Annotated in this window: 20 protein-coding genes, 2 tRNA genes and 1 pseudogene; 8 read left to right on the top strand and 15 right to left on the bottom strand. The window is 42.6% G+C overall.

Translation table 11 applies throughout. The features are described 5' to 3' along the window. Positions 1-15 precede the first annotated feature (15 nt). Positions 16-1,023 (top strand): extracellular solute-binding protein, encoded by a 1,008-nt coding sequence (locus tag BBC0178_RS02135; RefSeq protein ID WP_078039047.1) that lies wholly within the window; start codon positions 16-18, stop codon positions 1,021-1,023. A gap of 187 nt (positions 1,024-1,210) precedes the next feature. Here the strand turns inward: BBC0178_RS02135 and BBC0178_RS11675 are convergent, their stop codons facing one another. The 5 genes from BBC0178_RS11675 to BBC0178_RS02120 form a co-directional block, all read right to left on the bottom strand. After that, the gene (locus tag BBC0178_RS11675) at positions 1,211-1,390 is read right to left on the bottom strand and encodes a hypothetical protein (protein ID WP_149867401.1); all 180 of its coding nucleotides are present in this window, start codon (positions 1,388-1,390) and stop codon (positions 1,211-1,213) included. A gap of 512 nt (positions 1,391-1,902) precedes the next feature. Next, a complete protein-coding gene (locus BBC0178_RS02130) occupies positions 1,903-2,127 on the bottom strand; it encodes a hypothetical protein (RefSeq protein WP_149867400.1) in 225 nt (74 codons plus the stop codon). Next, positions 2,115-2,291 carry a hypothetical protein gene (locus BBC0178_RS11800; RefSeq protein WP_188317756.1) on the bottom strand — a complete coding sequence of 59 codons (177 nt, stop codon included), beginning with the start codon at positions 2,289-2,291 and terminating at the stop codon, positions 2,115-2,117. The genes BBC0178_RS02130 and BBC0178_RS11800 overlap by 13 nt, the downstream gene beginning before the upstream one ends. Next, positions 2,291-2,584, bottom strand: a complete 294-nt coding sequence (locus BBC0178_RS02125) for a hypothetical protein (protein WP_149867399.1) — start codon at positions 2,582-2,584, stop codon at positions 2,291-2,293. Before BBC0178_RS02125 ends, BBC0178_RS11800 begins: the two co-directional genes overlap by 1 nt. 3 nt (positions 2,585-2,587) lie before the next feature. Beyond that, positions 2,588-2,887, bottom strand: a complete 300-nt coding sequence (locus BBC0178_RS02120) for a hypothetical protein (RefSeq protein ID WP_078039044.1) — start codon at positions 2,885-2,887, stop codon at positions 2,588-2,590. A gap of 369 nt (positions 2,888-3,256) precedes the next feature. On the opposite strand from BBC0178_RS02120, the gene BBC0178_RS02110 reads away from it, so the two are divergent. The 3 genes from BBC0178_RS02110 to BBC0178_RS02100 all read left to right on the top strand — a co-directional run bounded on the left by BBC0178_RS02110 (position 3,257) and on the right by BBC0178_RS02100 (position 4,409). Beyond that, positions 3,257-3,559 (top strand): SPFH domain-containing protein, encoded by a 303-nt coding sequence (locus tag BBC0178_RS02110; protein ID WP_078039042.1) that lies wholly within the window; start codon positions 3,257-3,259, stop codon positions 3,557-3,559. 147 nt (positions 3,560-3,706) lie between these two features. Next, positions 3,707-4,114 carry a hypothetical protein gene (locus BBC0178_RS02105; protein ID WP_078039041.1) on the top strand — a complete coding sequence of 136 codons (408 nt, stop codon included), beginning with the start codon at positions 3,707-3,709 and terminating at the stop codon, positions 4,112-4,114. Between the two features lie 76 nt (positions 4,115-4,190). Then, a complete protein-coding gene (locus BBC0178_RS02100; RefSeq protein WP_078039040.1) occupies positions 4,191-4,409 on the top strand; it encodes a hypothetical protein in 219 nt (72 codons plus the stop codon). A 324-nt stretch (positions 4,410-4,733) separates the two neighbouring features. Here the strand turns inward: BBC0178_RS02100 and BBC0178_RS12295 are convergent. From BBC0178_RS12295 to gstA, 10 genes and pseudogenes are all read right to left on the bottom strand, one after another. Then, a pseudogene (locus tag BBC0178_RS12295) lies at positions 4,734-5,219 on the bottom strand (tyrosine-type recombinase/integrase). A gap of 1,516 nt (positions 5,220-6,735) precedes the next feature. Beyond that, positions 6,736-8,172 (bottom strand): AMP-binding protein, encoded by a 1,437-nt coding sequence (locus BBC0178_RS02075; protein WP_078039036.1) that lies wholly within the window; start codon positions 8,170-8,172, stop codon positions 6,736-6,738. Then, a complete protein-coding gene (locus BBC0178_RS02070) occupies positions 8,169-8,954 on the bottom strand; it encodes a hypothetical protein (RefSeq protein WP_078039035.1) in 786 nt (261 codons plus the stop codon). The genes BBC0178_RS02075 and BBC0178_RS02070 overlap by 4 nt, the downstream gene beginning before the upstream one ends. Before the next feature lie 9 nt (positions 8,955-8,963). After that, positions 8,964-10,310 carry a diacylglycerol/polyprenol kinase family protein gene (locus BBC0178_RS02065; protein ID WP_078039034.1) on the bottom strand — a complete coding sequence of 449 codons (1,347 nt, stop codon included), beginning with the start codon at positions 10,308-10,310 and terminating at the stop codon, positions 8,964-8,966. Beyond that, a complete protein-coding gene (locus BBC0178_RS02060; protein WP_188317755.1) occupies positions 10,307-11,458 on the bottom strand; it encodes a DUF3419 family protein in 1,152 nt (383 codons plus the stop codon). The genes BBC0178_RS02065 and BBC0178_RS02060 overlap by 4 nt, the downstream gene beginning before the upstream one ends. Further along, positions 11,409-13,871: a PEP/pyruvate-binding domain-containing protein gene (locus BBC0178_RS02055; protein ID WP_078039032.1), complete on the bottom strand. Its 2,463-nt coding sequence runs from the start codon at positions 13,869-13,871 to the stop codon at positions 11,409-11,411. Before BBC0178_RS02055 ends, BBC0178_RS02060 begins: the two co-directional genes overlap by 50 nt. A gap of 3 nt (positions 13,872-13,874) precedes the next feature. After that, positions 13,875-14,804, bottom strand: coding sequence for a UbiA family prenyltransferase (locus BBC0178_RS02050; protein ID WP_078039031.1), 930 nt, complete (start codon positions 14,802-14,804; stop codon positions 13,875-13,877). After that, complete coding sequence (locus BBC0178_RS02045) at positions 14,785-16,080, bottom strand: hydroxymethylglutaryl-CoA reductase (protein ID WP_078039030.1); 1,296 nt, start codon at positions 16,078-16,080, stop codon at positions 14,785-14,787. Before BBC0178_RS02045 ends, BBC0178_RS02050 begins: the two co-directional genes overlap by 20 nt. Positions 16,081-16,677: 597 nt before the next feature. Beyond that, positions 16,678-16,767, bottom strand: a tRNA-Ser gene (locus tag BBC0178_RS02040). Positions 16,768-17,236: 469 nt separating this feature from the next. Continuing rightward, positions 17,237-17,839, bottom strand: coding sequence for a glutathione transferase GstA (gene gstA, locus BBC0178_RS02035; protein ID WP_078039029.1), 603 nt, complete (start codon positions 17,837-17,839; stop codon positions 17,237-17,239). A gap of 269 nt (positions 17,840-18,108) precedes the next feature. On the opposite strand from gstA, the gene dusB reads away from it, so the two are divergent. From dusB to BBC0178_RS02015, 4 genes are all read left to right on the top strand, one after another. Continuing rightward, positions 18,109-19,095 (top strand): tRNA dihydrouridine synthase DusB, encoded by a 987-nt coding sequence (dusB, locus tag BBC0178_RS02030; RefSeq protein ID WP_078039028.1) that lies wholly within the window; start codon positions 18,109-18,111, stop codon positions 19,093-19,095. Positions 19,096-19,097: 2 nt separating this feature from the next. After that, positions 19,098-20,228 (top strand): two-component system sensor histidine kinase NtrB, encoded by a 1,131-nt coding sequence (locus BBC0178_RS02025; protein ID WP_078039027.1) that lies wholly within the window; start codon positions 19,098-19,100, stop codon positions 20,226-20,228. After that, a complete protein-coding gene (gene ntrC / locus BBC0178_RS02020) occupies positions 20,225-21,682 on the top strand; it encodes a nitrogen regulation protein NR(I) (protein ID WP_078039026.1) in 1,458 nt (485 codons plus the stop codon). Before BBC0178_RS02025 ends, ntrC begins: the two co-directional genes overlap by 4 nt. A 73-nt stretch (positions 21,683-21,755) precedes the next feature. Further along, a tRNA-Ser gene (locus BBC0178_RS02015) sits at positions 21,756-21,845 on the top strand. Positions 21,846-22,120 lie beyond the last annotated feature (275 nt).

Genomic DNA, 22,120 nt, shown 5'->3' with positions numbered 1-22,120 from the left:
CTCTGGAGGGGAAAAATGAAAAAATTAAAGATAGTTTTAACCGCAATTTTCTTCGGTCTATTTGTAAGTTCATTGGCAATGGCCCAAGAAAAACGTGTAACAATCTATAGCTCTAATCCCGAGCAATCTATCGAATTTGTTTCAAAGACAATAGAAAAGGAAATACCTAATATAAAAGTTAATTCTATCACAGGTGGTAGTGGAGTATTAATGCGCCGCATTCAAGCGGAAGAAAAAAATGTTCAGGCAGACATTTTTTGGAGTGCCAGTTATAATACTGTCGGTGCTTTTGAAAACTCTTTTCAAGCGTATAAATCACCAGTCCTTGATGTGATATCTGATAATATCCGTTATCCCGGCGATGTCTTTATTCCTGCGAATGTACATGTTGTTGTAATAATGGTAAATGAAGATCAACTTGGTAATATGCCTGCCCCTAAAAATTGGAAGGATTTACTTGATCCTTCATGGAAAGGCAAAATCGTCGTTGCAGACCCTGCAAATAGCTCCACCGGTTATACGATTTTATGGGGATTATCGAAAATGCTAACTCCGGATGAGTTCAAGCAATTAGCCGATAATGTTGTTATTAGTGCTTCTTCTTCTGCGGTACAAAATGGCGTTGCCATGGGCGAATATGCTATCGGATTGGCTTTTGAAGCAAATGCTTATCCTTATGTCGATGGCGGTCAAAAAGAAATAAAACTTATTTATCCTGAAGATGGTACTTTTATTACACCTGAATATGCAGGCTTGATAAAAGGAGCGCCGGGCGCGGAGAACGCAAAACGTGCAATGGATGCACTTTTATCGCAGCAATCACAAATCGGGCTTTTGCAAAATTCTTTCCGCCGTCCGAGCCGGAATGATATTGAAGTTTCAAAATATGTTGGTTTGCCCGAATTGAAAGACATTAAAGTCTTTGCAACAAACGAAAAAGATGCTGCCAATAATCGCGCCGATTTCTTGAAACAATGGTCTGATCTCGTTGCAAAAAATAAACATGAAAAAAACGCACAGTAAAAAGTTAATACTATTTACCGTGCCGAATAAAGCGGAGGTGTGACAAATCGCGACAATGATCATGCCATCATCCTTCGTAAATGCTGTATTTGCTCAATTGCTTTATTGCCTGCATTATCAGGCTCGCCAGACATAATGCTTTCAATCAGCTCGATATGAGCTGTTGCAGATCTGGGTATTGCGTCTTCTACACGATGTTAGCGATACCAAAACCGTTTTGAGTAAGGCTGTAAGGGGCTATACCCCTTACAGCCAAAATATTTCCCGCAGATCGTCCGTAATGTTCATCGCAACTTTTATCAGCATCACAAAAAAGGCCAGTATCATCAACTAATCTTTTAATTGGATGGTCGCTAAATTCATCCATTCAAAGTCAGCCGCTCCAGCGTAACGTGGCAGCATTACATGCAAATAAAGCTTCAAGCCAGTCTCGTGCACCAAATGACGCGGGCAAAATCTTGAAGTTCCAACGCCGTTACCATAGCACCAGAACGGGGACGTATTTCAAAAAATCCTTCTCATACCAAACTGTAAATAGCTCCACGCATGGGAGTGCACCCTATCCACGTTTCTTCGGCATAGCAGTAGAAACCAGCGACCTTGATTGGCATTATTAAATCAAAAAAGTGGTACTCATTCTTCCGAAACAGTTCTTTTCAATATCCATGAGCAAAATGATTAGGCGAGACAAAACCTGAAGATTATTGCTGTTCTAGTGCACACTTTATCCAATGGATATCAGGAGGATTCAAAAACATATGCACAAATTGGTGAACACGAGTGGATAGGGACGGTAAAAAAACAGACAAAATAAATTAATTTGTTGCCTGACAAACTGTCTGACAACAAAATATAACTTTTTCATTCTTTTTAAAAACTTTACCGGGTCATGCTTCTAACATAGGCGTCACGATAATATACGGATTGCTCTGCCGCCAGATCGCCCCCCTGATAAAACCAATAGACCCAAGAAGACAACAATTGTTCTTGGCTCATGGCCGCAACAGGCGGCTTAGATGCATGGGCAAGGCGGGGCGAGGACATCAGTCCAAGCGCCAGACCGCCCAAAATGGTGCTGCGTCTTGTCATATTCATTTGATCCATTTGCCCTGCCATCCTTCCGGCCGCCAATCGGGGTCATCAAGCCATAACTGCAACGGTATCGGCTTATCGTTATCGTGGTTCACGGCAATGCGCCGCGCATCGCTGAGATCGGATAATTCCTTATAGACTTCACTATCGACTGAAAGTGAAGCACGAAACTCCATCAGATAGGTTCGGGGGCATCCTTGCCGACGTCAGGGCTTAGCGGTATGGTCAAGCCGACATTGGAATAGGAATCATATGTCGCGACCTGTAATGAATATTTAAACAATTTGCCTCTATCGGGCAATTGCCATTTGCCGTAAGTATCCAGTTTGTATAGCCGGTTTTCGCCAAAGCTCTGCTCGGTCATGCCGGTGTTGCCGTGATAAAAAACATAGCCGGCATCTCGAAACGACTGGTCGATGGATTCCGCTATGGCTTTTATCTCGTCGAAAGACAAGGGCTTGACTGGCAATGTCTAACCTATATTGTGAATACGCTCTGCCAATATATTAAAAAAGCACAGGCGGCCCGCCAGGATATGAACGGCATTGAGATCAAGAAGATCAATGGCGTAGCCCAAAGGGTCTGTCTTCTTATTGATGTCGGCGGCATAAGCCATTGGTACCGGATTGTCATCAAGCACCGGTTCGCCAGCCGCAAAATCCATCGACCAGCGCATATTCAGCCAATCCGCCGGATCAATGTGGTTGACCTTCAGGAAATCTTTCCCTGTTTGCAACAATGCCGTTTTGAATGTGACGATTTCCTGCACCATGACTCTGCCTTATTCCCTCTCATTGAGATCACCGTTCGATAAGGAATTTAATTGCCAGAATTACTGTATATGGTCTTCGGCGGAAATTAAGTTTCCAGGATTATCGGCCGTATTGAACGGTATGCTCCCGCCAGCGTTGCAGAGCGTCGATATTAAGAATGCGCCTGTTTATACATCTGATCGACAAACCGCGACTGTTACGTTCTCGATAAACTATTCTGCATTGCCCGGTGAGGTCGAAAATATCTATCGAAACTTCTCGACACTTGACAGCTTGGCTTCAAGAACACTTCTACGACCGGCTAAGGAGCAAATCGCTTCGGTTTTGGTACTTTTACGGCCGACACAGCCATACGTGAACGTACTCGATTGAACACCGAACTTACAAAAGCCATCTCTAGCATTGGTGATGGTTTCATTAAGATCGAGGCTGTTCAGATTGAAAACATCACTTTCTCGAAGGCTGTAGAAGAGACCGCCGAACAACGTGCACAGGTAGAAATGGCCGTTCAGACGAAAAAACAAGAACTCGAACGCACAAAGGCTGAAGCCGAAATCACAGTAACGCGCGCTCAAGCGAGAGCCGATAGTCAATTAGCGGCAGCAAAAAGCAGAGCCGATTCAATTCGCATCGAGGGGCAAGCCTCTGCAGAGGCTATTAAGGAAGAGTGAAGCTCTTCATAACAATCCTGACTTGATTGACCTTACAAAGGCTGAACGTTGGAATGGTGCTTTGCCTAACACAATGATGTCCAACAACTCTGTGCCGTTTGTTAGTCTAAAATAATTCGGTCTCAAACAACAAAAAGGCATCATTTGATGCCTTTGTTTTTTGCAAATATGATTATGAAAATGCTTATCAAAAATATCTCTATCATTATATCAATCGTTCTCATTAGCTTCACCTTTGCTATAAGGGCACAAGCTGACCGCAACTGTTATTTGATTGATGACCCTGATGAACGCGCGTTGTGTCTTGGGTTGTCGGGCAAGGATTCTTGTTTTCAAATCGATGACCGGCAGATGCGACAACAATGTCTCGGTCAAACAAAAGTCGGTTCTTGTTATGATATTGAAGATCCGCAAGAACGCGCATTGTGTCTTGGTAAGACCGGTGAAGGCTCGTGCTATATGGTTGATGACCCTGAAGAACGCGCGATATGCGAAGGCAACTGTTACATGATTGACGCCCCGGATATTCGCGAGATTTGTCTTAGCTCTAAATGATAACCCGATGACAACCATTTGACACGTTGTGATGTGTTCATATATATTTAGATATATTCACTTAGAGAGGTAATTGATGTCTCACGCTAGCGTTAAAACACCTGACTTAGAACTTGACTTAAAAGAAGTCACTCAACGAGGTTGGACCGAAGCTGAGATGGACATTGACACGCTCAAGGCACTGGAAGAAATGGAAAAACCTGGTGCCAAAAGGTATAGGCATGAAGATGTTCGGCGCTTCATCATGAGCAAATTCACAGATAAACCTCTTCCTTGGCCAGATCCCATTTCTTAATATGCATGTTATCAAAGCGATTCAATGGGAAAGGTATGCCCTTCACCAACTTTATGAGATTACCAATTTTATAAAATACACTGATAAATCAGCGTCTGGTTCAGGTCCGAAAAGGGCGGAGCAACTGGTTGACGCGCTTGTTAATGCGGTTGAAGGCTTAAAAAATTTTCCTGAAAGCTATCCGGTCGTTAAAGGACTTCAAGCTGAAACACCTGTAAGACGTGTGCTTGTTAGTAAAAGGTACGAATTACGCTAGCTGATTGACGACAACCATATCATTCACATTGTTGCCGTTTACTACGTAAAAAAGCAAGACCGTCTATGTCAATCGATAAGTCGCGCCGCTAAGCCTGATCTGCGCTCACTGTCATTATAATAACGTGCTGCCTGCTGTATTGATTTATGGCCTGATTGCTGCATGGCTTCGGGAAGCGATATACCTTTTCGCGCAGCCTCAGTGAGATAACCTGCTCGCAAAGCATGAGCTGAAAAATCGTTAGGATCCAATCCGGCTTTTTTGACGCGCGATTTAACCATATTATTAATCGACTGGCCTGTAAGCGCTACGTTGTTGGTATTGCTCTACCTATCAATCGATCTGAAAATTGTGCCTTTATCAATATGTGCAGCAGGACGACCATTGATAAACATCGTTGGCGAACCCGCCGATTGCTTGCGTCCATGGTCAAGAACCGGACATGTGGAACACCCATTCACCGCAAAACTATCCGCCACCTGAACCGCAGGAATATCATTCACAAACACATCCGAACCTCCATTTGTTACTGCCGTTGGCGGATAATGGCAGATATGACCTCAACCGCTATCACCTTTGGGTATACTGGAGGACATTGATATCAATCTCCGAGACAAATTCTATTCATTATATCATAAGGCATATCGCCTTCATCTTTGACAAACAATGATGATATTTTTGTATTCCCTGATAACAGGATTTTTAAATAATCAACATTCTCTATATTTTTAATAAAAAATCTCATAATCATTATTTGTTGTTCTATAAATATTATTAATTGAAATTAAATTTATAACGTTATTATTAATAATATTTTTAAATTATTACAAATATATATATTTAACACCACAATTGATAAGTTAAATTAAGAAATTCCTCATCGATATAACTTTTACCCGTAATATCATCCACCGCTAGAAAATGAGTTAAATTTAACAAATAGCAATGGCATGATAACGTCTTCCCGGATAACTATCTTATCTCTTTTGCACATTTTTCTGCGTAAGAATTAAGCTCTACGAACGTAAAATTTCCATCAAAAAATGCGATTTCACTATATTAACATAATCCATCTTTCTAAAGCTCCAGAAATATACTTCATTATTTTTGTCAACAATACCGAAATGGATCGGATTAGTTGTATTATTTGCTCGATTCCAATCCATATCTGTATAAATTAGAGCTGCGCGTATGAGAATTGAGAGAAATGGAATATCTTTTATGTTTTTTGTACACCATATCCGAGGAGCAGGGTAACCTGACGTCGAAAATGCACCTGATTTATCTGTAAAATAAACAACGTCGTTGCCATACTCCTTCGTTGTTTTGTGATGTACATAGAAAGAGAATATCAAGCTAAAACAATAACAAAATAGAGCGAAAATTAATACGATTGCACATAAAAATGATAATATAGTCCGTTTCATTTTAGTCATTTCTCTCGCTGCTTACCGGTTTCAGGATCAGTAAAATGACCTGCTTGAAGGTCTTTCGAAAGATCGGTACTTTACAAGCTCCTAAATCGGCATCATCCGGAAAAGAAACAAAGAATATTATACCAACCGGAAGACTATTTTGCTTTCGTTTAATTTGACTTTCTCATTCTATCATCTATTTTTTGTTTTGACTGCATCGAGTTGTTTATAACAATTTTTCCGCTGCTTATAACCATTAAGCAGAGCTTTCGAACATTCATCCGTTCTTGTTTCGTTAGGTGCATCGAAACAGTTCCCATATCCGGGCTTTTTGATTTTGACGCAGGCTCCATCAAAATGCCATTGCCAGTCCAAATATTTGTGCCTTCACTTTACTCGTATCGATTAAGCAATCGGTTAACCAAAACGCGCACTCAAACAACGAAAAGGTTAGTGATAAATATCAATACAAGGACCACGCAGGATATCTTCAGCTTGAAGAAATCGGAGTGGATATCGCACGTAACACATAAGCGCTAAGAAGATATTTTATGGTGAGCTGTTAAATTATTTGAAATGTATGTCTTTACTCATGACATAAAAATATGACGTCATAATTTATAAATAACGTTATTAAAAAACGCAATTATTACATTTATTTTTGTTTTGTTAATATTTTTCTTAAAGACTTATAGTCGACTTTTGAACGATGGCGTCGATCTTTCGGGATATGTTTTACATATCGTAATTGAACTCCTCTTTTAATCATGTTTTTCGAGAAGTCACTCATTGCCGACGGCATTTTTCCGCTAATTGCCAAAACCATTTTATCATCTATCATCATTGCAGCAGCGGCTTTAATGCCCGGTTGCAATCGTGCCTCTATTTCGAGGGCAAAAGGGGAAAGATTATTATATTGAGTGCCAAGACGCCCTAAAAGCCATAGTTGGTTGTTAGCGTCGAAGTATCCAATATCACCGGTTCGATGATAGATTTTACTATCAATCTGACACTTCGTTTCGCCATTACGGCTTTTATCCAGATAGCTTTCATTGACATGTTTGCCGGCGACCATAATTTCATTGTTTTCGCCTAGTCTTACATTTGCGTATGGGCTTGGTTTTCCGACAGGCAAGCCGCCGCCTTGAAAGGCCCTCACCCAATCTTCCTTTGTTATATCATTCGTATCAAGATGGCTGATGGGTTCTGCTTCCGTTGAACCATAGAGAACCACAAGTTGAATGTTGGGAAATTCTCGCTCGAATTTTTGCATGATATCAGGGTAAAGGGGCCCTCCACCTGTAATAATTGTTCGAAGAGAAGATGATGAAGGTAATCTATTTTTTTGTTTTACAAGATTTTCAACTATAATTGGAGGAGCGATGAGACGCGTAACTTTGTTTTGCGTTGCATAGTCAAGGAGCGTTTCTATGTTTGCCTTGTCGTGACGCCTTAAGTTCCAATTGGGCAAGACGATTGTATGTCCATGCCCAAGGCAGCTAAGTGCAACGGCTGGAAAAGCGACAAGATCGGTTTCGGTCCTATTTGAACCTAAAATCTCTGCCAAAGCATTATGTTGGGCAAGCAATAAAGCGTGGCTACGTTCCATTGCTTTCGGTGCACCTGTTGTACCACTGGTAAAAGAAATCAAAGCACCATCTGTTTCCAAAGCATCATCGTTTAGAAACTCCTCATCTCCTCTTAAAGAAGGTGAATACGTATCTTTAATAAGTCGTAGATCTTTCATAAATGGTCGTATGGCGCGGATAGACGTAGCAGCGATCATTGCTTTGGGCGCAATTGTTTTTGCTGCATAACAAAGCCCTTTTAACCCCATCGCCGCTTCCGGAAAAACTGCCGTCACGCCAAGTCTCCAAAGGGCGGCAAGTGTTATATAAAGATCAATGCCCGGCCAAACAGCCACAAGAACTTTATCACCACGATTAATATTTCTTTGCTGCAAAGCATTTGCCATTAAGGCAGATTGTTTAGCGAGATCAGAAAAGGTTATTGTCTTTTTGTTTTTATCAACGATCGCAATTTGATCAGGGATGCGTTTTGCCTGCGTTAATAATAACGATATAATGGTCATAGTCGTTTTTCCATGAGCGCATAACGACGGAAAATCGTTGCATCAAAACGTTTGAGAGCCGATGTTGAATAGTTGCCATCACGCATCAAGCCGAAAACAGCTTGTTCAAAACCATAGTTTTTGCCACGCCATAAAATTTGTTCCATCAAATAACGGCCCGCGCCCGGCTCGGTAGCTGCATAAGTTTTAACAATCAAGGTTTTAGGCCAATTGGGGTCAGGGTAAGATAGAAGATAGGCAACCATTTCACCATTTTCATTCATGGCACTGAGCAGCAAACGGGGATCTGCGCGCTTCAATATTGGAATATAAGCCTGAATAAAGTCGTTTGCAGGAATAGGAGAAAAAAGCGGTGTTTTAGCAAAAGCCGTCATTGTAATGCGATGAACATCTTTCAATAACTTTTCCGGATTTTTACCATCCCACGCAGTCATCTTGAGGTTTTTAATGTGTTTGGTTGGCTCTGTTCTATTGGAGATATTTGCTTTTGCCGAAGAATGCATTTCGCCAATAATAAATCCGGCTTTTATATAAGCTTCTAGATCATAAACCCCCGATTGTGGTTCACCAATAAAAGACGGACTACCATCGCTATACATAACGAGGCGATATGGTCCCCAAGAGCCATTGTCCATAGGGCCGATAAGTGTTTCATAGCCTTTGTCACGTGCTTCTTGTTCGGCGCTTTTTAATATTTCCAGACCTTCATCAATATTTGCAAAATGATGTCCATTGACTGCTGCCGTTTTAAGACCATTAAAGGATGGAGCCGCTTTAATCATAATATACCTTCAGATTTTTTGAATAAAGTATTGCGCAAAGGTTACCGGTTTTTGAGAATTTTGAATTGCAAGAAGCAATCCTATTGTACAGATAAGAGTAGCAACAAGTGTTATTTTATAAATGATATGGCGTTGTGTAACCCTGTTAAAAAACGTAATACCAACGCATGAGAGAATAGCAAGCGCAGAGATAGCCCAAGCAGAGGGACGATTAAGCCAGCTAATATTGGTGTTACCAAAAACAATCAGTATATTCTCAAGAATAAAAACTAGCCCGCTAATGGTTATTGCAGCAAGCCACCTCACGCGTTTAGAGGAATCCGTAAAATGCAACATGAGTAATCCAGCCAACAGAGCAGCAAATGTATTGGTATAAAACTCGATTGCAATATAGCCCGTGACACGACCGGCAACGAGCCAGAAAACACCAACCAATGTCATTACAACGATAAGCTGGAGGTCTGTGTCATCAGATGGATGCGTTTTATTTCGCAATGAAATATTTGCGATAAGGGCTGCAAGAGGAAAAATAGCATAAAATATACTGGTTAGACCAACTGTCAGAAACAGGCAAATTACAGTTGAGCGACAGGCATGGGCTGATAAATTCAAAAAGGAAGCGCCAATTCTGGAAGCAACCATGATGACAATAAAAAGTGCTGCCAAGAGAAGCTGCATAATGAGGTTTGTCGGGTTGAAAGCAAGAAGAGCAAAAATACCAAGTGGTACAAATAAATTATCCAGTCCACGCCAACTGCTTGCTTCTACCAGTGCAGAAAATGCAGCAATAATGGTAGCCAATGGAATAATGTTTTCGCGTTCAATAGAGGGCGTTAAAATCATAATGATAACGCAGACAATCCACGTTACAATAAAGAAGACGGTTGTCCCTTCAATACTTTTTGTACGGTCTTTTGTGCCAAATTTTCGCCGGCCATATTCAGTGCCAATGACAGCTGCACAAGCATCCGAAATAGTAACAACTGCAAGAGGAAGGACATAAAGAATAGGATCACCTGCTGCAAGAAAAAATAAAACACTAACAGAAACAAGAAAGAGAATATCCCCCCAAGATGATCGCTCAACGGAATGGACAGCTGCTCCATAGGTTTTTCTGATAGGTGCAACCCGTAAAAGCAATAAGGCGGCCAAAGCAAAGAGAGCAAATACAGTAAAAGACTTACGGTCGAGAAACAATGGCAGGATTAGCGCAAAAATACCAACGCTTACATGAACAAGTTTGCGTTGTGTTTCGGCTGATAATGCATATTTATCACCGACAACCCGCACAAGTCCTGCGACCAAAACGAGTAGTACAACTGTTAATATGCCAAAAATAATACTAAAAGACGTCATGATAAAACATCTTCTATAATGAGAGCCGAGTAGAAAAAGGCTTTATCCTCAAGAGCAAGTTTACTTGCCTCAATGTCGTTCATTTTTACACGCTGGCTGAAATGAACAGACATTTGACGCTTCACCATCATATTCCAATAGACAAAACGCGCATCTGGTTGTGCTTTATCTAACAGTTTTTCATATACTTCCTGACTAAGAGATGGAGACATATATTCAAAGATATCAGAAAGATTAAAACCATCAAATCGACCAGATGCCTCCTGAATAGGACCTTTGAAAAATTCAATCCGGTCTACCCGATCTTTGATCGTCTGATAATGCTCTTTGCGCCATGCAAGAGGTAAAGCATATTGGTGGTGCCCCAGCAAAATCCATTGCATATACGGGTTATCATGTGGTTCCATATTGATAACCGCATGACGAACCTTATCTTGCACTTGCTTTGGCAAGTTTCCCTCTGCATAGTCAAAAAAAGCCGGATCACGACCGAGCTTTCCCATCATTTTTTCCGAAAAGAAAAACTTCGTTGCCAAGCGCCAACGCCAATTATTCCATTTTTTATTGAAAAACTCTTCACGCTGAGCTGCGCTCATTTTTTGAAATAATTCATTGCATGTTTTTTTACTCGCAATGAAAGGTAAAATATAGCGGCGAAAGAGTGAAAAATAGTTTTCAAACTTTCCTATTCCTGCCAAGCCGAGCTTTTCTATTGCATCAAGTTTTTCTTGCCAAAAAAGGAGCATGTCACCTTCAAAGTCACTGATGAGGTTTCGCGCTATATCGCGCCTCATGTTTGACGGTGTAGGCTCCATAAGCTCGATAAAGTCATCATAAGACAAGTGTTTGAACGCTTCGATACGCATTTGCAAACAGTAAAGTTGTGCTTGTGATAAATCTGCTGCAACGATTTTTTGGGGATCAAGTAATAAAAGTGCTAAAACATTATCGCCTGCTGCGGCGACTGATAAAAAGTGTTTTCCCGCAGCTTTTTTGTGATCCGATCCACTTGTTAAAGCTTTGATTAATACTTCCGCATCTTCCCAGCCTTGTGCGTAACGAATAATATCAAAACGGGCACGTGTTTCTATTGCCTGATCACTTATCGCATTTTCTGACAATTCCTTCACCCCCATCAACTTCGACAAGGTCCCCATCCTTCAGCCATGAGCATGCGCCTTTGACACCAACCACACAAGGTATACCAAGCTCCCGTGAAACAATAGCCGAGTGGGAAAGGATAGAGCCACGTTCCACGACAACAGCTGATGCATTGACGAAATGTGAAATCCAGCCGGGGTCCGTATTGCGGGCAACGAGAACCTCACCAAGTTCGAGAGGGGTCACAAGCGGGTCACGAACAACACGAACACGCGCTTTAACTTTTCCGGAACCGCAAGCAAGTCCACGACGCTCGGTTTCATTTTTACGTTCGGAGCCATGGACTATATTATCCATAAGTCGTGCTGCTTTATCTCCGACACCACCACGCAATAAAATACGCTCCCCCGGATCAGTCCGCGTTTCATAATCTGCTTGTTCAGTTTTTCGCAAATGAACAAGCCCTTTCAGATTGTGGCTTGTGGCAAAGCCTTCGATAGAGCCAAGAATTTCAGAAACATCCAGGAAAAAAATATCCTTTGCATTGTCAAGACGTGCATTCGCCTCGAATTCTTGCCCTATACGCAAAAATATGCGCCGGGCGCGGGCAAAAATACGGGTACGTTCAAACCGTAAATTCTCTCTGTCTTTGACCCGCGCCTTGGCATATTTCAACATTAATGAAGCGATTTGCTTACGAATAGGTTTATGCGCAAACAAAGTATCAAGATTGATAGAAGATGCGGCTTGTTGCTGTTTGTCGTCAGCACGCATAGAGGCTGCATAAATAGCCGATAAAAGCGGCGTTGGATCCTCGTCAAGAGTTGGAGACTCCAGCTTTAGTTCACCAACACGTCGGTCACCGAAACGTTTGATATAATCCTTGATTTTATTTCCAAGTGCTTGGTCTTGATAAACCTTTTCAATATCAAAGTCGGCAACAGCTTTTTTTAAATCATCAGAGCTGGTTTTTAAAATGTCGCCAGCCTCACGAATAAGTTTTGCCGGTTCTGCCGAGATAATATCGCCTTGGCCGATCATGACATCATTATGGAGCCGTATTCCGTCTTGACCGGCATGACGCTGAAGATATTTGCGTGAGCCGCCATAGGCCATCATGCATAAAACATCGTTCAGAATCGGGGCATCCCAACGATCAAGAAGGGCAGATTCAAGACGTCGATATTCTTTGCCAAGCTCCGACAAAGACATTGTATCCAAATTATAGGTGGGGTCGTCATCGCGCAGCGCTTTTTTCATTCTTTTATAGAAGTTTTTCCGCATGTGTGGGAAAAACAATGAACGGGCACTCAAAGAGACAATCATGCGTATTAACGCAAAAAACGATGGCGCTTTAACATCACTTATGGCTTCTTCCGGAATAGGGGATGATACCCCCATCATCGATTCCATATTACTGCGATTTTTCGAGAAGAAAGGAAGAAAAGAAAGAAGGCGATACCAATTGCCAAGGTTATAATACATTCGCCCGTCATAGCATACCAACATATTGGACAACATTGATCGTGCGTTGCTTATTGTTTGTTGGTCTGTGCCAACCATTGCAAGAAAGGCACGATACACTCGATCATAGGCTTGCGAGGCAAAACTAAAAGTTAAAGGAGATACAAAACCGGGATAACTTTCAACAATATTGGAATTATCAAGAACCGTTAAAAGTGTTTCACCATGGCCTTTTGCCAATAAAGGTGATGTTATCGGGCGATCTTGCAAGTGCCAAACTTTACCGGATTTATCAATCGTCCATTCAATGTCCTGAGCAGCTTGTTTGCGATTTTCGGCAGAGAGGCAAAGGGCAGCAATTTTTTTTACTTCTTCTTCGTTTAATACGCTTGCATTTAGAGGGCGAGCATAAATATCATTTGTTACTTTTCCAAGAAGCCAATTTTCACCATCTTCTTCACCGGAAACAAGACTTTCCCCCAAGCCATTAACAGCCGAAATAACAATTCTGTCGCGCCGTCCACTGACAGGATCGGCACTAAAGGCAACGCCGGATGCCCGGGCTTCTATTTGACGTTGAATAACGACACAAGGCAGTTCACTGCCGCCAAGCCCTCGTTGTGATCGATATTCTTTAACATGAGCAGCAAGGCCCGATTTAAAAACAGCTTCAATTGCGCTTAAAATTGTATCAGGTTTTTGCTCAAGAAGGGTTAGAAACTGTCCCGCATGGGAAGCTTGTAAACTATCTTCGGAAACTGCGGAAGAGCGGACAGCAAAACGGTCTGTCTTGTTTTTACTTAAGCGTTTGATTTGCATGAGAATATCGGGCTTGAAACTGGCTTTCAATGTACCGTTTTTATTGGCGCATTCAGATGTTACGACAAAAAAATCCGGAACCGGCGCTCCGGCTTTTCTTGCAGCAGCCAAAGCGTAGGCTTTCCCGCCAACAATATTGACACTTTCATTGAAAGCTTGGTCTTCATCAAGAACCATGTTCTATCCTTTCAGAAAAGGCAATAATGCGGCCAGAAGATAGCATGAGATAACCCATAACCCCGAACTGTTATCAAGTGCTTTTTGTCTATGCGGGGTGGGTGCACGTGAGAACGCCCATATCTGGTATAAAAAAGGCAGTGCAGCCAAAAAGCCCACCACGGCAAAGGGGAAAAGCAGGTTGTGATAAAGTGAAAGGCCTAATAACGCAGCGTAAGCAAGTGCTAAAACCCCTAAAAGTGCTGCTAATGAAAAAGGAATGCCCCAAGCAGAACTATAAGTTTCAACGCCTTCGCGCTCATTCACGGGTGCCCATATTTTGCGTGAAAACTCGAAAATACAACCATTTGCCAAACTAAGTAACAGAAAAGTCCATAAGCCTGTCGGCATTGATGTTCCATGAGGAAGCCATTCACATGCGGTTAAAACCATATCAATCAAGGGCATAACCAGCATATGCGTTACAAGTAATAAAAGCGGGGAAGCATGGAGGGCATGGGGGGCAAAAAATTCCGCCGTCATTAATCCCATCCAGCACCAGACAATAAAAACCAGAAATAGCAAAGATGGCAGATAAATATATGCTACCAGCACACTTATGATCATGGATAAAAATCCCAAAATGATTATAAGCTTTAAGGAAACGAGTCCTCGAGGTATAGGACGTTCCGGCCGGTAGCGTGTATCTGTTTCGTTATCTTTGTATTCATCGGCTGCGCGGAGTTGCCAGAAAAAGAAAAAGACCAGAATAAAAGCTGTCAAATATGCAGTAAAAGGAGGCAGCGACCGCCCGGCCAATTGTGCCGAGGCCGTTACTGATGAGGCGGAAAAAACAACCAGCAAAATAGCTGTTTTAATAACGGGAAAACGCTCGCTTTGATAGATCCACAAGCGTTTTAACAAACCTTGAGTTTCAGCTTCTAGTGGAGGCATTTGTTTTTCTTCCTCGTGCCAGTCTCATATGCGCCATACCGAATTGGCCACCGGCAACGGCAGCTGTCAAGGATAATTCACCACAGAGGATAAGACCCGCTGCAACTTCTGCAAAGGCGTTTGCATGCCCGCTCCCTTTTAATCCCATGAGCTCGAGGCCTGCTTTTTGGCTTGGTAAGCCGGTACCTCCGCCAACAGTTCCAACGATCAAATTAGGAAGTGTAACAGTAAACTTTAAACCATTTTCTGTTTCTTCCGCACGCGTAAAACCGATTGATGTTTCAGAAACACAGGCGACATCTTGTCCTGTTGCCAAAAAAAGTGCCGCGAGACCATTTGCATAATGGGCTTGAGCACCGATCTGGCCTGCCATTAAAGCACCAAGATTGGCGATGCGAACATATTCAAGAAACTGCTCGACACTAACGCCCAAAACACTTTCTACGATTGTATGGGATAACTCGACCTGTGCCGTTGCCTTGCGCCCACGTCCTTTCATCACAGATAAAAAACTCGCCTTTTTATCTCCGGAAAGGTTGCCTTCCAAAAACCAGGAAATCGGCTTTATGGGACAATGTTCCAAAATGTATTGGCACATTGCTTCACTTGCAAATGTTACCATATTTTGTCCGGAAGCATCACCCGTTGAAAAACCGCAAAGAATATAAACCAGTTCAGCATCGATCATCGGGGTTAATGCGATCAATTTTCCATGCGATGTTGTTGATTGTGCCGCTTTTATCAGCTCTTCTTCCTGGCGCGTAAGCCACTCGATAAAAAGACCTGATTGTAATATATTTTCAAACCGGAAAACCGGACTTCGCAAAACTGTATTTGCTAATGTTGTAACTGTTACTCCACCTGCTTTATTAACAGCTTTTGCACCACGGTTATAGGAAGCAACAAGAGCTGCTTCTGTCGTTGCCAACGGGATCAGATAATCACCGTTGGCATGAAGTCCATTCACGCGTAATGGTCCAATAACACCAACCGGTATTTTGACTGTCCCTATCATATTTTCAATATTGGCTTGGTAATTTTCAGCAGACTGGACTGTAAACGGGTCAGCCAGTTCTGTTTTGGCTTCTGCTGTTACCCCCATTTTTAAAAGCTGTCTCCAAATACGTTCGATAATAGAAGGAGAGCTGCGCGTAACTGTGCGTAAAGTTATCGGGATATTCTCGTATTTTGGGCTCAAATGTTCTTTTGCATCGTCAATTGTAAACTTTTCTCGCAACGCATCTAAAAAATTTTTAGCGCGATTTGATATTCCCATCCCAATTCCCCTTTTCGTTATAAATGATATTGTCAGACTAATTCCAACTTGTCGTTAAACGTCAGAGTAGCGACGTTTATACAAGCGTCAATTTAAACGGTGTTGTTCTCATTGTAAAAATAAATTTTATTTAAAAAAATAAAAATTAAAATACAATTTCATTATAATAAATAATTTATAAGTTAAAATTTATTTTTACTTTTTTAACCCATAGAATAGATTTCAAATAATTTAATTATAAAATTATAAAACACAATTTTTTAATATCGTATAAAAATACTATTTTTACATGAATTATATATTTTACCAACCCTTTCGGACATTTATTTTTCCTGAAGTGATCCTATAAAACTGGACTATATATTGAAGTGTCGTTCATATAAAGAATGAAAATAGATGCCGTTGCAGGAGTTCTTTTTAGGCCAAGATAGCTTTGGGAACCTTGCATCTAGACAAGACAATCCAGCAGATTTCTGCTTCCCGTCAACTTCACCCCAATCAGATAAATCAATGGAAGAGAAAGATAGAATCGAGCTCTTTGAAATCTTGTTGTATTAAATGGGGTAAAAAGACCACGGTAAGATCATTGTGTCTTAATGGCGGAGAGAAAGGGATTCGAACCCTTGATACGGTTGCCCGTATACACGCGTTCCAGGCGTGCGCCTTCAACCACTCGGCCACCTCTCCAGCGAGGCTGCAATATAACGGGAAAGACTCCGAGTTCAAGAGGAAACTTCATTTCATACCGGAAAAATCACTCATTCATCATTGTCTGCAGAGATATTGGCAACAGACAGCCGAAGAGTGTCCTAACGAAATGTCCTAATACGTGAAAACCTTATAACTCGTCCCCATTGCTGAACCGGAACTGCCTCATCCAGTGCTGAAGGCAGAGCAACAGCAATTAAGCAATAATACCGTCTTTCAATAATTATTAAAATCGGACGAACGTGCATGTTCGGCATTCCGTAAATTTCTTATGAAACAGGATATTATGGAAAGGGCAAATCTGCCAAATGAAAAGCCTGCCAGACATTCAGTCAAAAGCAGGCTTCTCTTCCCCTTGAAAACTATTGAATAATGAAAACTCTTGCAATAAGTTGCGCGGAATATTTATTCGCTTTTGCGATTATTACCCGCATATTTTAATCGTGTTTCAGGCTGCCTTTTCGTCGGCAAAAGCCTTTTTGACGCTATCGCGATTATTGATCTTTTCCATATAAGACGACAAGGCCGGCATATCGAGAAGATCAATCCCCACAAACTTGCACCATGTCAGGATTGTGAAAAGATAGGCATCGGCAACAGTGAAATGATCGCCTGCAATAAACTGGGAATTTTCAAGCTGTTTTTCAGCATATACCAACCGTTCGATAAGCTTTGCTTTGGCAGCCTTTTTTTCTTCCTCTGAACCGGGATGAAAAAGCGGTCCAAAACCTTTGTGAAGTTCGGTCGCAATATAATTCAGCCATTCCTGTACTTTTGCCCGCTCGTAAGTACCCGGTTTTTCGGCCAAATTCTTTTCAGGCTTGAGATCGGCCAGATATTGAACAATAGCAGTACCTTCTGTAATAACGCGGCCGTCATCAAGTTCCAGTGCCGGAACATAGCCTTTTTTCGTAACCGTCAGATAATCTTTGCCACTTGCCGTTTTCTTTTTGGCCAAATCAACCTTTTCAAGTTTGACCGGAATTCCGACTTCCAGCGCTACGATATGTGGAGAGAGTGAACAAGCACCAGGAGCAAAATACAATTTCATAATCTCTATCCCTTCAAAAATATTGCGGTCTTATAGCCCAAAATTGATACAGCTTTTCCATTTTTTCAATAAGCTTTTATCATTTTACAATGTCCAATTCGTTTGCGCATTTCAATTTATATTTATTACCCCGTTTTTTCATGTCATTATTTTCTATAGATAAAAGTCGATTTTTACAGCGAAAGTTATCCTCATAGCATTGCCTTTTATTCATAAAATGGTAAAATATTAGGCGTTTTTAAAATTGCACAACAAAAAGGCATAAGTGATTGACCTTTCTTTCCACACCTCTCAAAGTTGGCAATATCGAGTTTAGAAACCGTGTTTTTCTTGCTCCTATGTCCGGTGTGAGCGATTTACCGTTTCGCCAAAGAAGTTGGAGCGCCGGTGCCGGCATGGTGGTTTCGGAAATGGTGGCAAGTGCGGAATTATGTTCCGGCGCGGTTGAAAGCCAAATGCGCATAAATGGCAAGGGTCTTCCACAACATGTGGTGCAACTAGCCGGTCGCGAACCGGAATGGATGGCAAGAGCAACCGAAATTGTTCAGGATAACCATGCCGATATGATTGATATCAATATGGGGTGTCCTGCCAAAAAGGTTATCGGCGGATATTCCGGTGCTGCCCTTATGCGCGACTTGAAACTTGCTATGTCCTTGATCGAAGCGGTTTTAAAGGTAGCAAAAATTCCCGTTTCTCTTAAAATGAGGCTTGGTTGGGACGAAACAACGATCAACGCACCGGAACTTGCAAAAAAGGCTGAAGAAGCCGGTATTGCCATGATTACCGTGCATGGCCGCACAAGAATGCAATTTTACAACGGTCAAGCCGATTGGGATGCTTTGAAAAAAGTTCGCGATGTCATTTCAATTCCAATGGTAGCAAATGGCGATATTGGCAATCTTAAGGAAGCGGAAGAATGCCTGCGTCGTTCTGGAGCCGATGCGGTTATGATCGGGCGCGCATGCTATGGTGCACCGTGGTTGGCTGGAGAGATCGCAGGCCACCCCTTCTGCCAGAATCTCGGCCATTATATTTGCGACCATTATCGCGCAATGCTCGATTACTATGGCGAAAATACCGGCGTGCGTCACGCCCGAAAACATCTTGACTGGTATTTGAACAAACACGCCAAGGGCTTCTATAGCAGCGAAGAACGGCAGGATCTCGTGACCGCACGCAAGCCGGAACACGTTTTGACATTGTTGAATTCAATATTTTCGAGAGATTTGGGTAATCCGGAAAAGGCAGCCTGACGATGCAACAAAAAGTAAAAAATTCCGAACAAAATCTTGCAAGACTGGTGCTTGATGCTGTCCGCCATCCGGTTATCCTTGTCGACAAGGATAATAGCATCGCCTATGCCAATGCCGATGCCGAACAATTCTTCAAGGCTAGTTCTTCTGTATTGGCACGAAACAGACTCGAAACATTTTTACCCTTTGGTAGCCCTCTCCTCTCGCTCATCAATCAGGTCAGAGAAAAACCCAAACCGGTCAATGAATATCATGTCGATTTATCATCGCCGAAACTTGGTTATGACAAGCTCGTCGATATTTTTGTTCAACCACTACCGGAAATACCGGGAAGTGTCGTTGTGTTGTTTCAGGAAAAATCCATGGCCGAAAAGCTCGACCGGCAGATGACCCATAGAGGAGCTGCCCGTTCGGTGACCGGTCTTGCTTCAATGCTTGCCCATGAAATAAAAAACCCGCTTTCGGGTATTCGCGGTGCTGCGCAACTTCTTGAAAGTGTTGTCAGCGATGACGACAGGCAACTCACACGTTTGATTACCGATGAAACAGATCGTATCGTTGCTCTGGTCGACCGTATGGAAGTATTCTCTGATGAACGTCCTATCGAACGTTTTCCGGTTAATATTCATACAGTGCTTGATCACGTAAAAAGGCTCGCACAAAGCGGTTTTGCAAAAAAGATCAAATTTATTGAAAAATATGATCCGTCACTGCCTCCAGTCTATGCCAATCGCGACCAGCTTATCCAGATTTTCCTTAATCTTGTTAAAAACGCGACAGAAGCGCTGGGCAATGTAAAAAATCCGACAATTACGCTTACCTCCTCCTATCGGCCAGGCATCAAACTTTCCGTTCAAGGGCGACATGATAAAGTCACATTGCCTATGGAATTCTGTGTCGAAGATAATGGACCGGGTGTTCCCAAAGACATTCAGGAAAATCTTTTTGACCCGTTCATCACCAGTAAACCGAATGGATCCGGCCTCGGACTTGCGCTTGTTGCAAAACTTGTGAACGACCATGGCGGGGTCGTTGAATGCGAGTCACAGCCTGGAAAGACGACATTCCGTGTTCTCTTGCCCATGTGGCGGCCGGAAGAGACAGAACAAAAGTCAAGCGGAGAAAGCCAATGACCAAAGGGATGATACTTGTTGCCGATGACGACGCGGCAATCCGCACTGTTCTCAACCAGGCGCTCTCGCGAGCCGGCTATGATGTGCGGGTGGCACCGAATGCAGCAATGCTATGGCGTTGGATTGCCAATGGCGATGGGGATCTTGTCATTACCGATGTCGTTATGCCGGACGAAAACGCATTCGATCTTATACCCCGCATCAAAAAGGCACGTCCGGAAATTCCCGTCATTGTCATGAGTGCACAAAACACTTTTATGACCGCAATCAAAGCTTCGGAAGCCGGTGCCTACGATTATCTGCCAAAACCGTTCGATCTGTCGGAGCTGATCAATATTGTCGGACGGGCTATGGTTGAACCCCGCCCCGAAAATGAAAAACAAAAATCTGACGAAACGAGCGACACGATGCCGCTTGTCGGGCGTTCACCTGCGATGCAGGAAATCTATCGTATTCTTGCCCGCATGATGCAGACTGACCTTACCGTGATGATTACCGGCGAGTCAGGAACAGGAAAAGAACTTGTTGCACGCGCACTTCACGAATATGGCAGACGCCGCAAAGGACCATTTGTTGCAATCAATATGGCAGCAATTCCCAAAGATCTCATTGAATCAGAATTATTCGGTCATGAAAAAGGTGCCTTTACCGGTGCCAATACGCGTTCAAGCGGGCGTTTTGAACAAGCCAACGGCGGCACATTGTTCCTTGACGAGATTGGCGACATGCCCATGGACGCGCAAACCCGCCTCTTACGTGTCCTGCAACAGGGCGAATATATGACCGTTGGTGGGCGGACACCGATCAAAACCGATGTCAGAATTGTTGCTGCAACCAACAAGGATTTGCATCAGCTTATCAATCAGGGACAATTCCGCGAGGATCTGTTTTATAGACTTAATGTTGTACCGTTGCGCATTCCCGCTTTACGTGAAAGAGCCGACGATATTCCCGATCTTGTACGTCATTTCTTCAAAATGGCAACTGATGACGGCTTGCCTTTGAAACATATCAGCAATGAGGGGCTTGATCTGTTACGCCGCTATTCATGGCCCGGCAACGTCAGGGAATTGGAAAATCTTGTCCGCAGACTTGCCGCTCTTTATCCGCAGGAAGAAATCGCGGTTGATGTTATTGAGACAGAATTAAAAAACGAAACCGGAAATCATGATGCTCATAATTCGGCTTCTGTTAATGATAACGTCACAATTGCCGAAGCTGTCGAAATGAATATGCAGAAATATTTTGCATCATTCGGCGAAGAATTACCCCCTGCCGGGCTTTATCACCGCGTTTTGGAAGAAGTCGAATACCCGCTTATTCTCGCGTGCCTCACAGCAACAAAGGGCAACCAGATCAAAGCAGCAGAGCTTTTGGGGCTTAATCGCAACACCTTGCGAAAAAAAGTGCGCGATCTGAAAGTGAACATATATAAAGGAACCCGGACAAATTGAATTTGGCTCAAAAAAATTCAAATAAGTGATTGACCTTTAGCCAGAACCTTGTAAAGACTTGCGCATCCTTTTTGGAGGGGTGGCCGAGCGGTTTAAGGCACCGGTCTTGAAAACCGGCGTGCAGGCGACTGTACCGTGGGTTCGAATCCCACCCCCTCCGCCATATTTCGACAAAAACTAATTTCAAATCAATAAATTGAGATTTCTTATAGTTTTTTCATGCTCCATCTCATCCCCCAATAAAACCTGGAAGCAAACGGTATTATAAAGGACGATAAATGACGATAACCAATTGATATTGCTAAAAAAACTAAACGGGACGGCCTTGGACAGTCTGAACCAATAACAAAGGGTACTGTCCCTCCGCCATTAAGACGCGACGGTCTTACCATGGTTTCTTGTATCCTATTTGATGCAACAAGATTTCAAAGAGTGACA

It is taken from the genome of Ditibartonella apihabitans, from assembly GCF_002007485.1.
GTDB classification, from domain to species: domain Bacteria; phylum Pseudomonadota; class Alphaproteobacteria; order Rhizobiales; family Rhizobiaceae; genus Bartonella; species Bartonella apihabitans.
Note: the sequence above shows the minus strand (reverse complement) of the source record. Positions and strands in the feature narration are given on the sequence as shown.

Excerpts from the sequence above, each read along its gene's own strand:
- ntrC (WP_078039026.1), top strand. The coding sequence starts at position 20,225 with ATGACCAAAGGGATGATACTTGTTGCCGATGACGACGCGGCAATCCGC.
- BBC0178_RS02050 (WP_078039031.1), bottom strand. The coding sequence starts at position 14,804 with ATGCCTCCACTAGAAGCTGAAACTCAAGGTTTGTTAAAACGCTTGTGG.
- BBC0178_RS02130 (WP_149867400.1), bottom strand. The coding sequence starts at position 2,127 with ATGGATCAAATGAATATGACAAGACGCAGCACCATTTTGGGCGGTCTG.
- BBC0178_RS02100 (WP_078039040.1), top strand. The coding sequence starts at position 4,191 with ATGTCTCACGCTAGCGTTAAAACACCTGACTTAGAACTTGACTTAAAA.
- BBC0178_RS02065 (WP_078039034.1), bottom strand. The coding sequence starts at position 10,310 with ATGACGTCTTTTAGTATTATTTTTGGCATATTAACAGTTGTACTACTC.
- BBC0178_RS11675 (WP_149867401.1), bottom strand. The coding sequence starts at position 1,390 with ATGGATGAATTTAGCGACCATCCAATTAAAAGATTAGTTGATGATACT.
- BBC0178_RS02120 (WP_078039044.1), bottom strand. The coding sequence starts at position 2,887 with ATGGTGCAGGAAATCGTCACATTCAAAACGGCATTGTTGCAAACAGGG.
- BBC0178_RS02105 (WP_078039041.1), top strand. The coding sequence starts at position 3,707 with ATGCCTTTGTTTTTTGCAAATATGATTATGAAAATGCTTATCAAAAAT.
- BBC0178_RS02075 (WP_078039036.1), bottom strand. The coding sequence starts at position 8,172 with ATGACCATTATATCGTTATTATTAACGCAGGCAAAACGCATCCCTGAT.
- BBC0178_RS11800 (WP_188317756.1), bottom strand. The coding sequence starts at position 2,291 with ATGGAGTTTCGTGCTTCACTTTCAGTCGATAGTGAAGTCTATAAGGAA.
- gstA (WP_078039029.1), bottom strand. The coding sequence starts at position 17,839 with ATGAAATTGTATTTTGCTCCTGGTGCTTGTTCACTCTCTCCACATATC.
- BBC0178_RS02070 (WP_078039035.1), bottom strand. The coding sequence starts at position 8,954 with ATGATTAAAGCGGCTCCATCCTTTAATGGTCTTAAAACGGCAGCAGTC.
- BBC0178_RS02045 (WP_078039030.1), bottom strand. The coding sequence starts at position 16,080 with ATGGGAATATCAAATCGCGCTAAAAATTTTTTAGATGCGTTGCGAGAA.
- BBC0178_RS02055 (WP_078039032.1), bottom strand. The coding sequence starts at position 13,871 with ATGGTTCTTGATGAAGACCAAGCTTTCAATGAAAGTGTCAATATTGTT.
- BBC0178_RS02135 (WP_078039047.1), top strand. The coding sequence starts at position 16 with ATGAAAAAATTAAAGATAGTTTTAACCGCAATTTTCTTCGGTCTATTT.
- BBC0178_RS02025 (WP_078039027.1), top strand. The coding sequence starts at position 19,098 with ATGCAACAAAAAGTAAAAAATTCCGAACAAAATCTTGCAAGACTGGTG.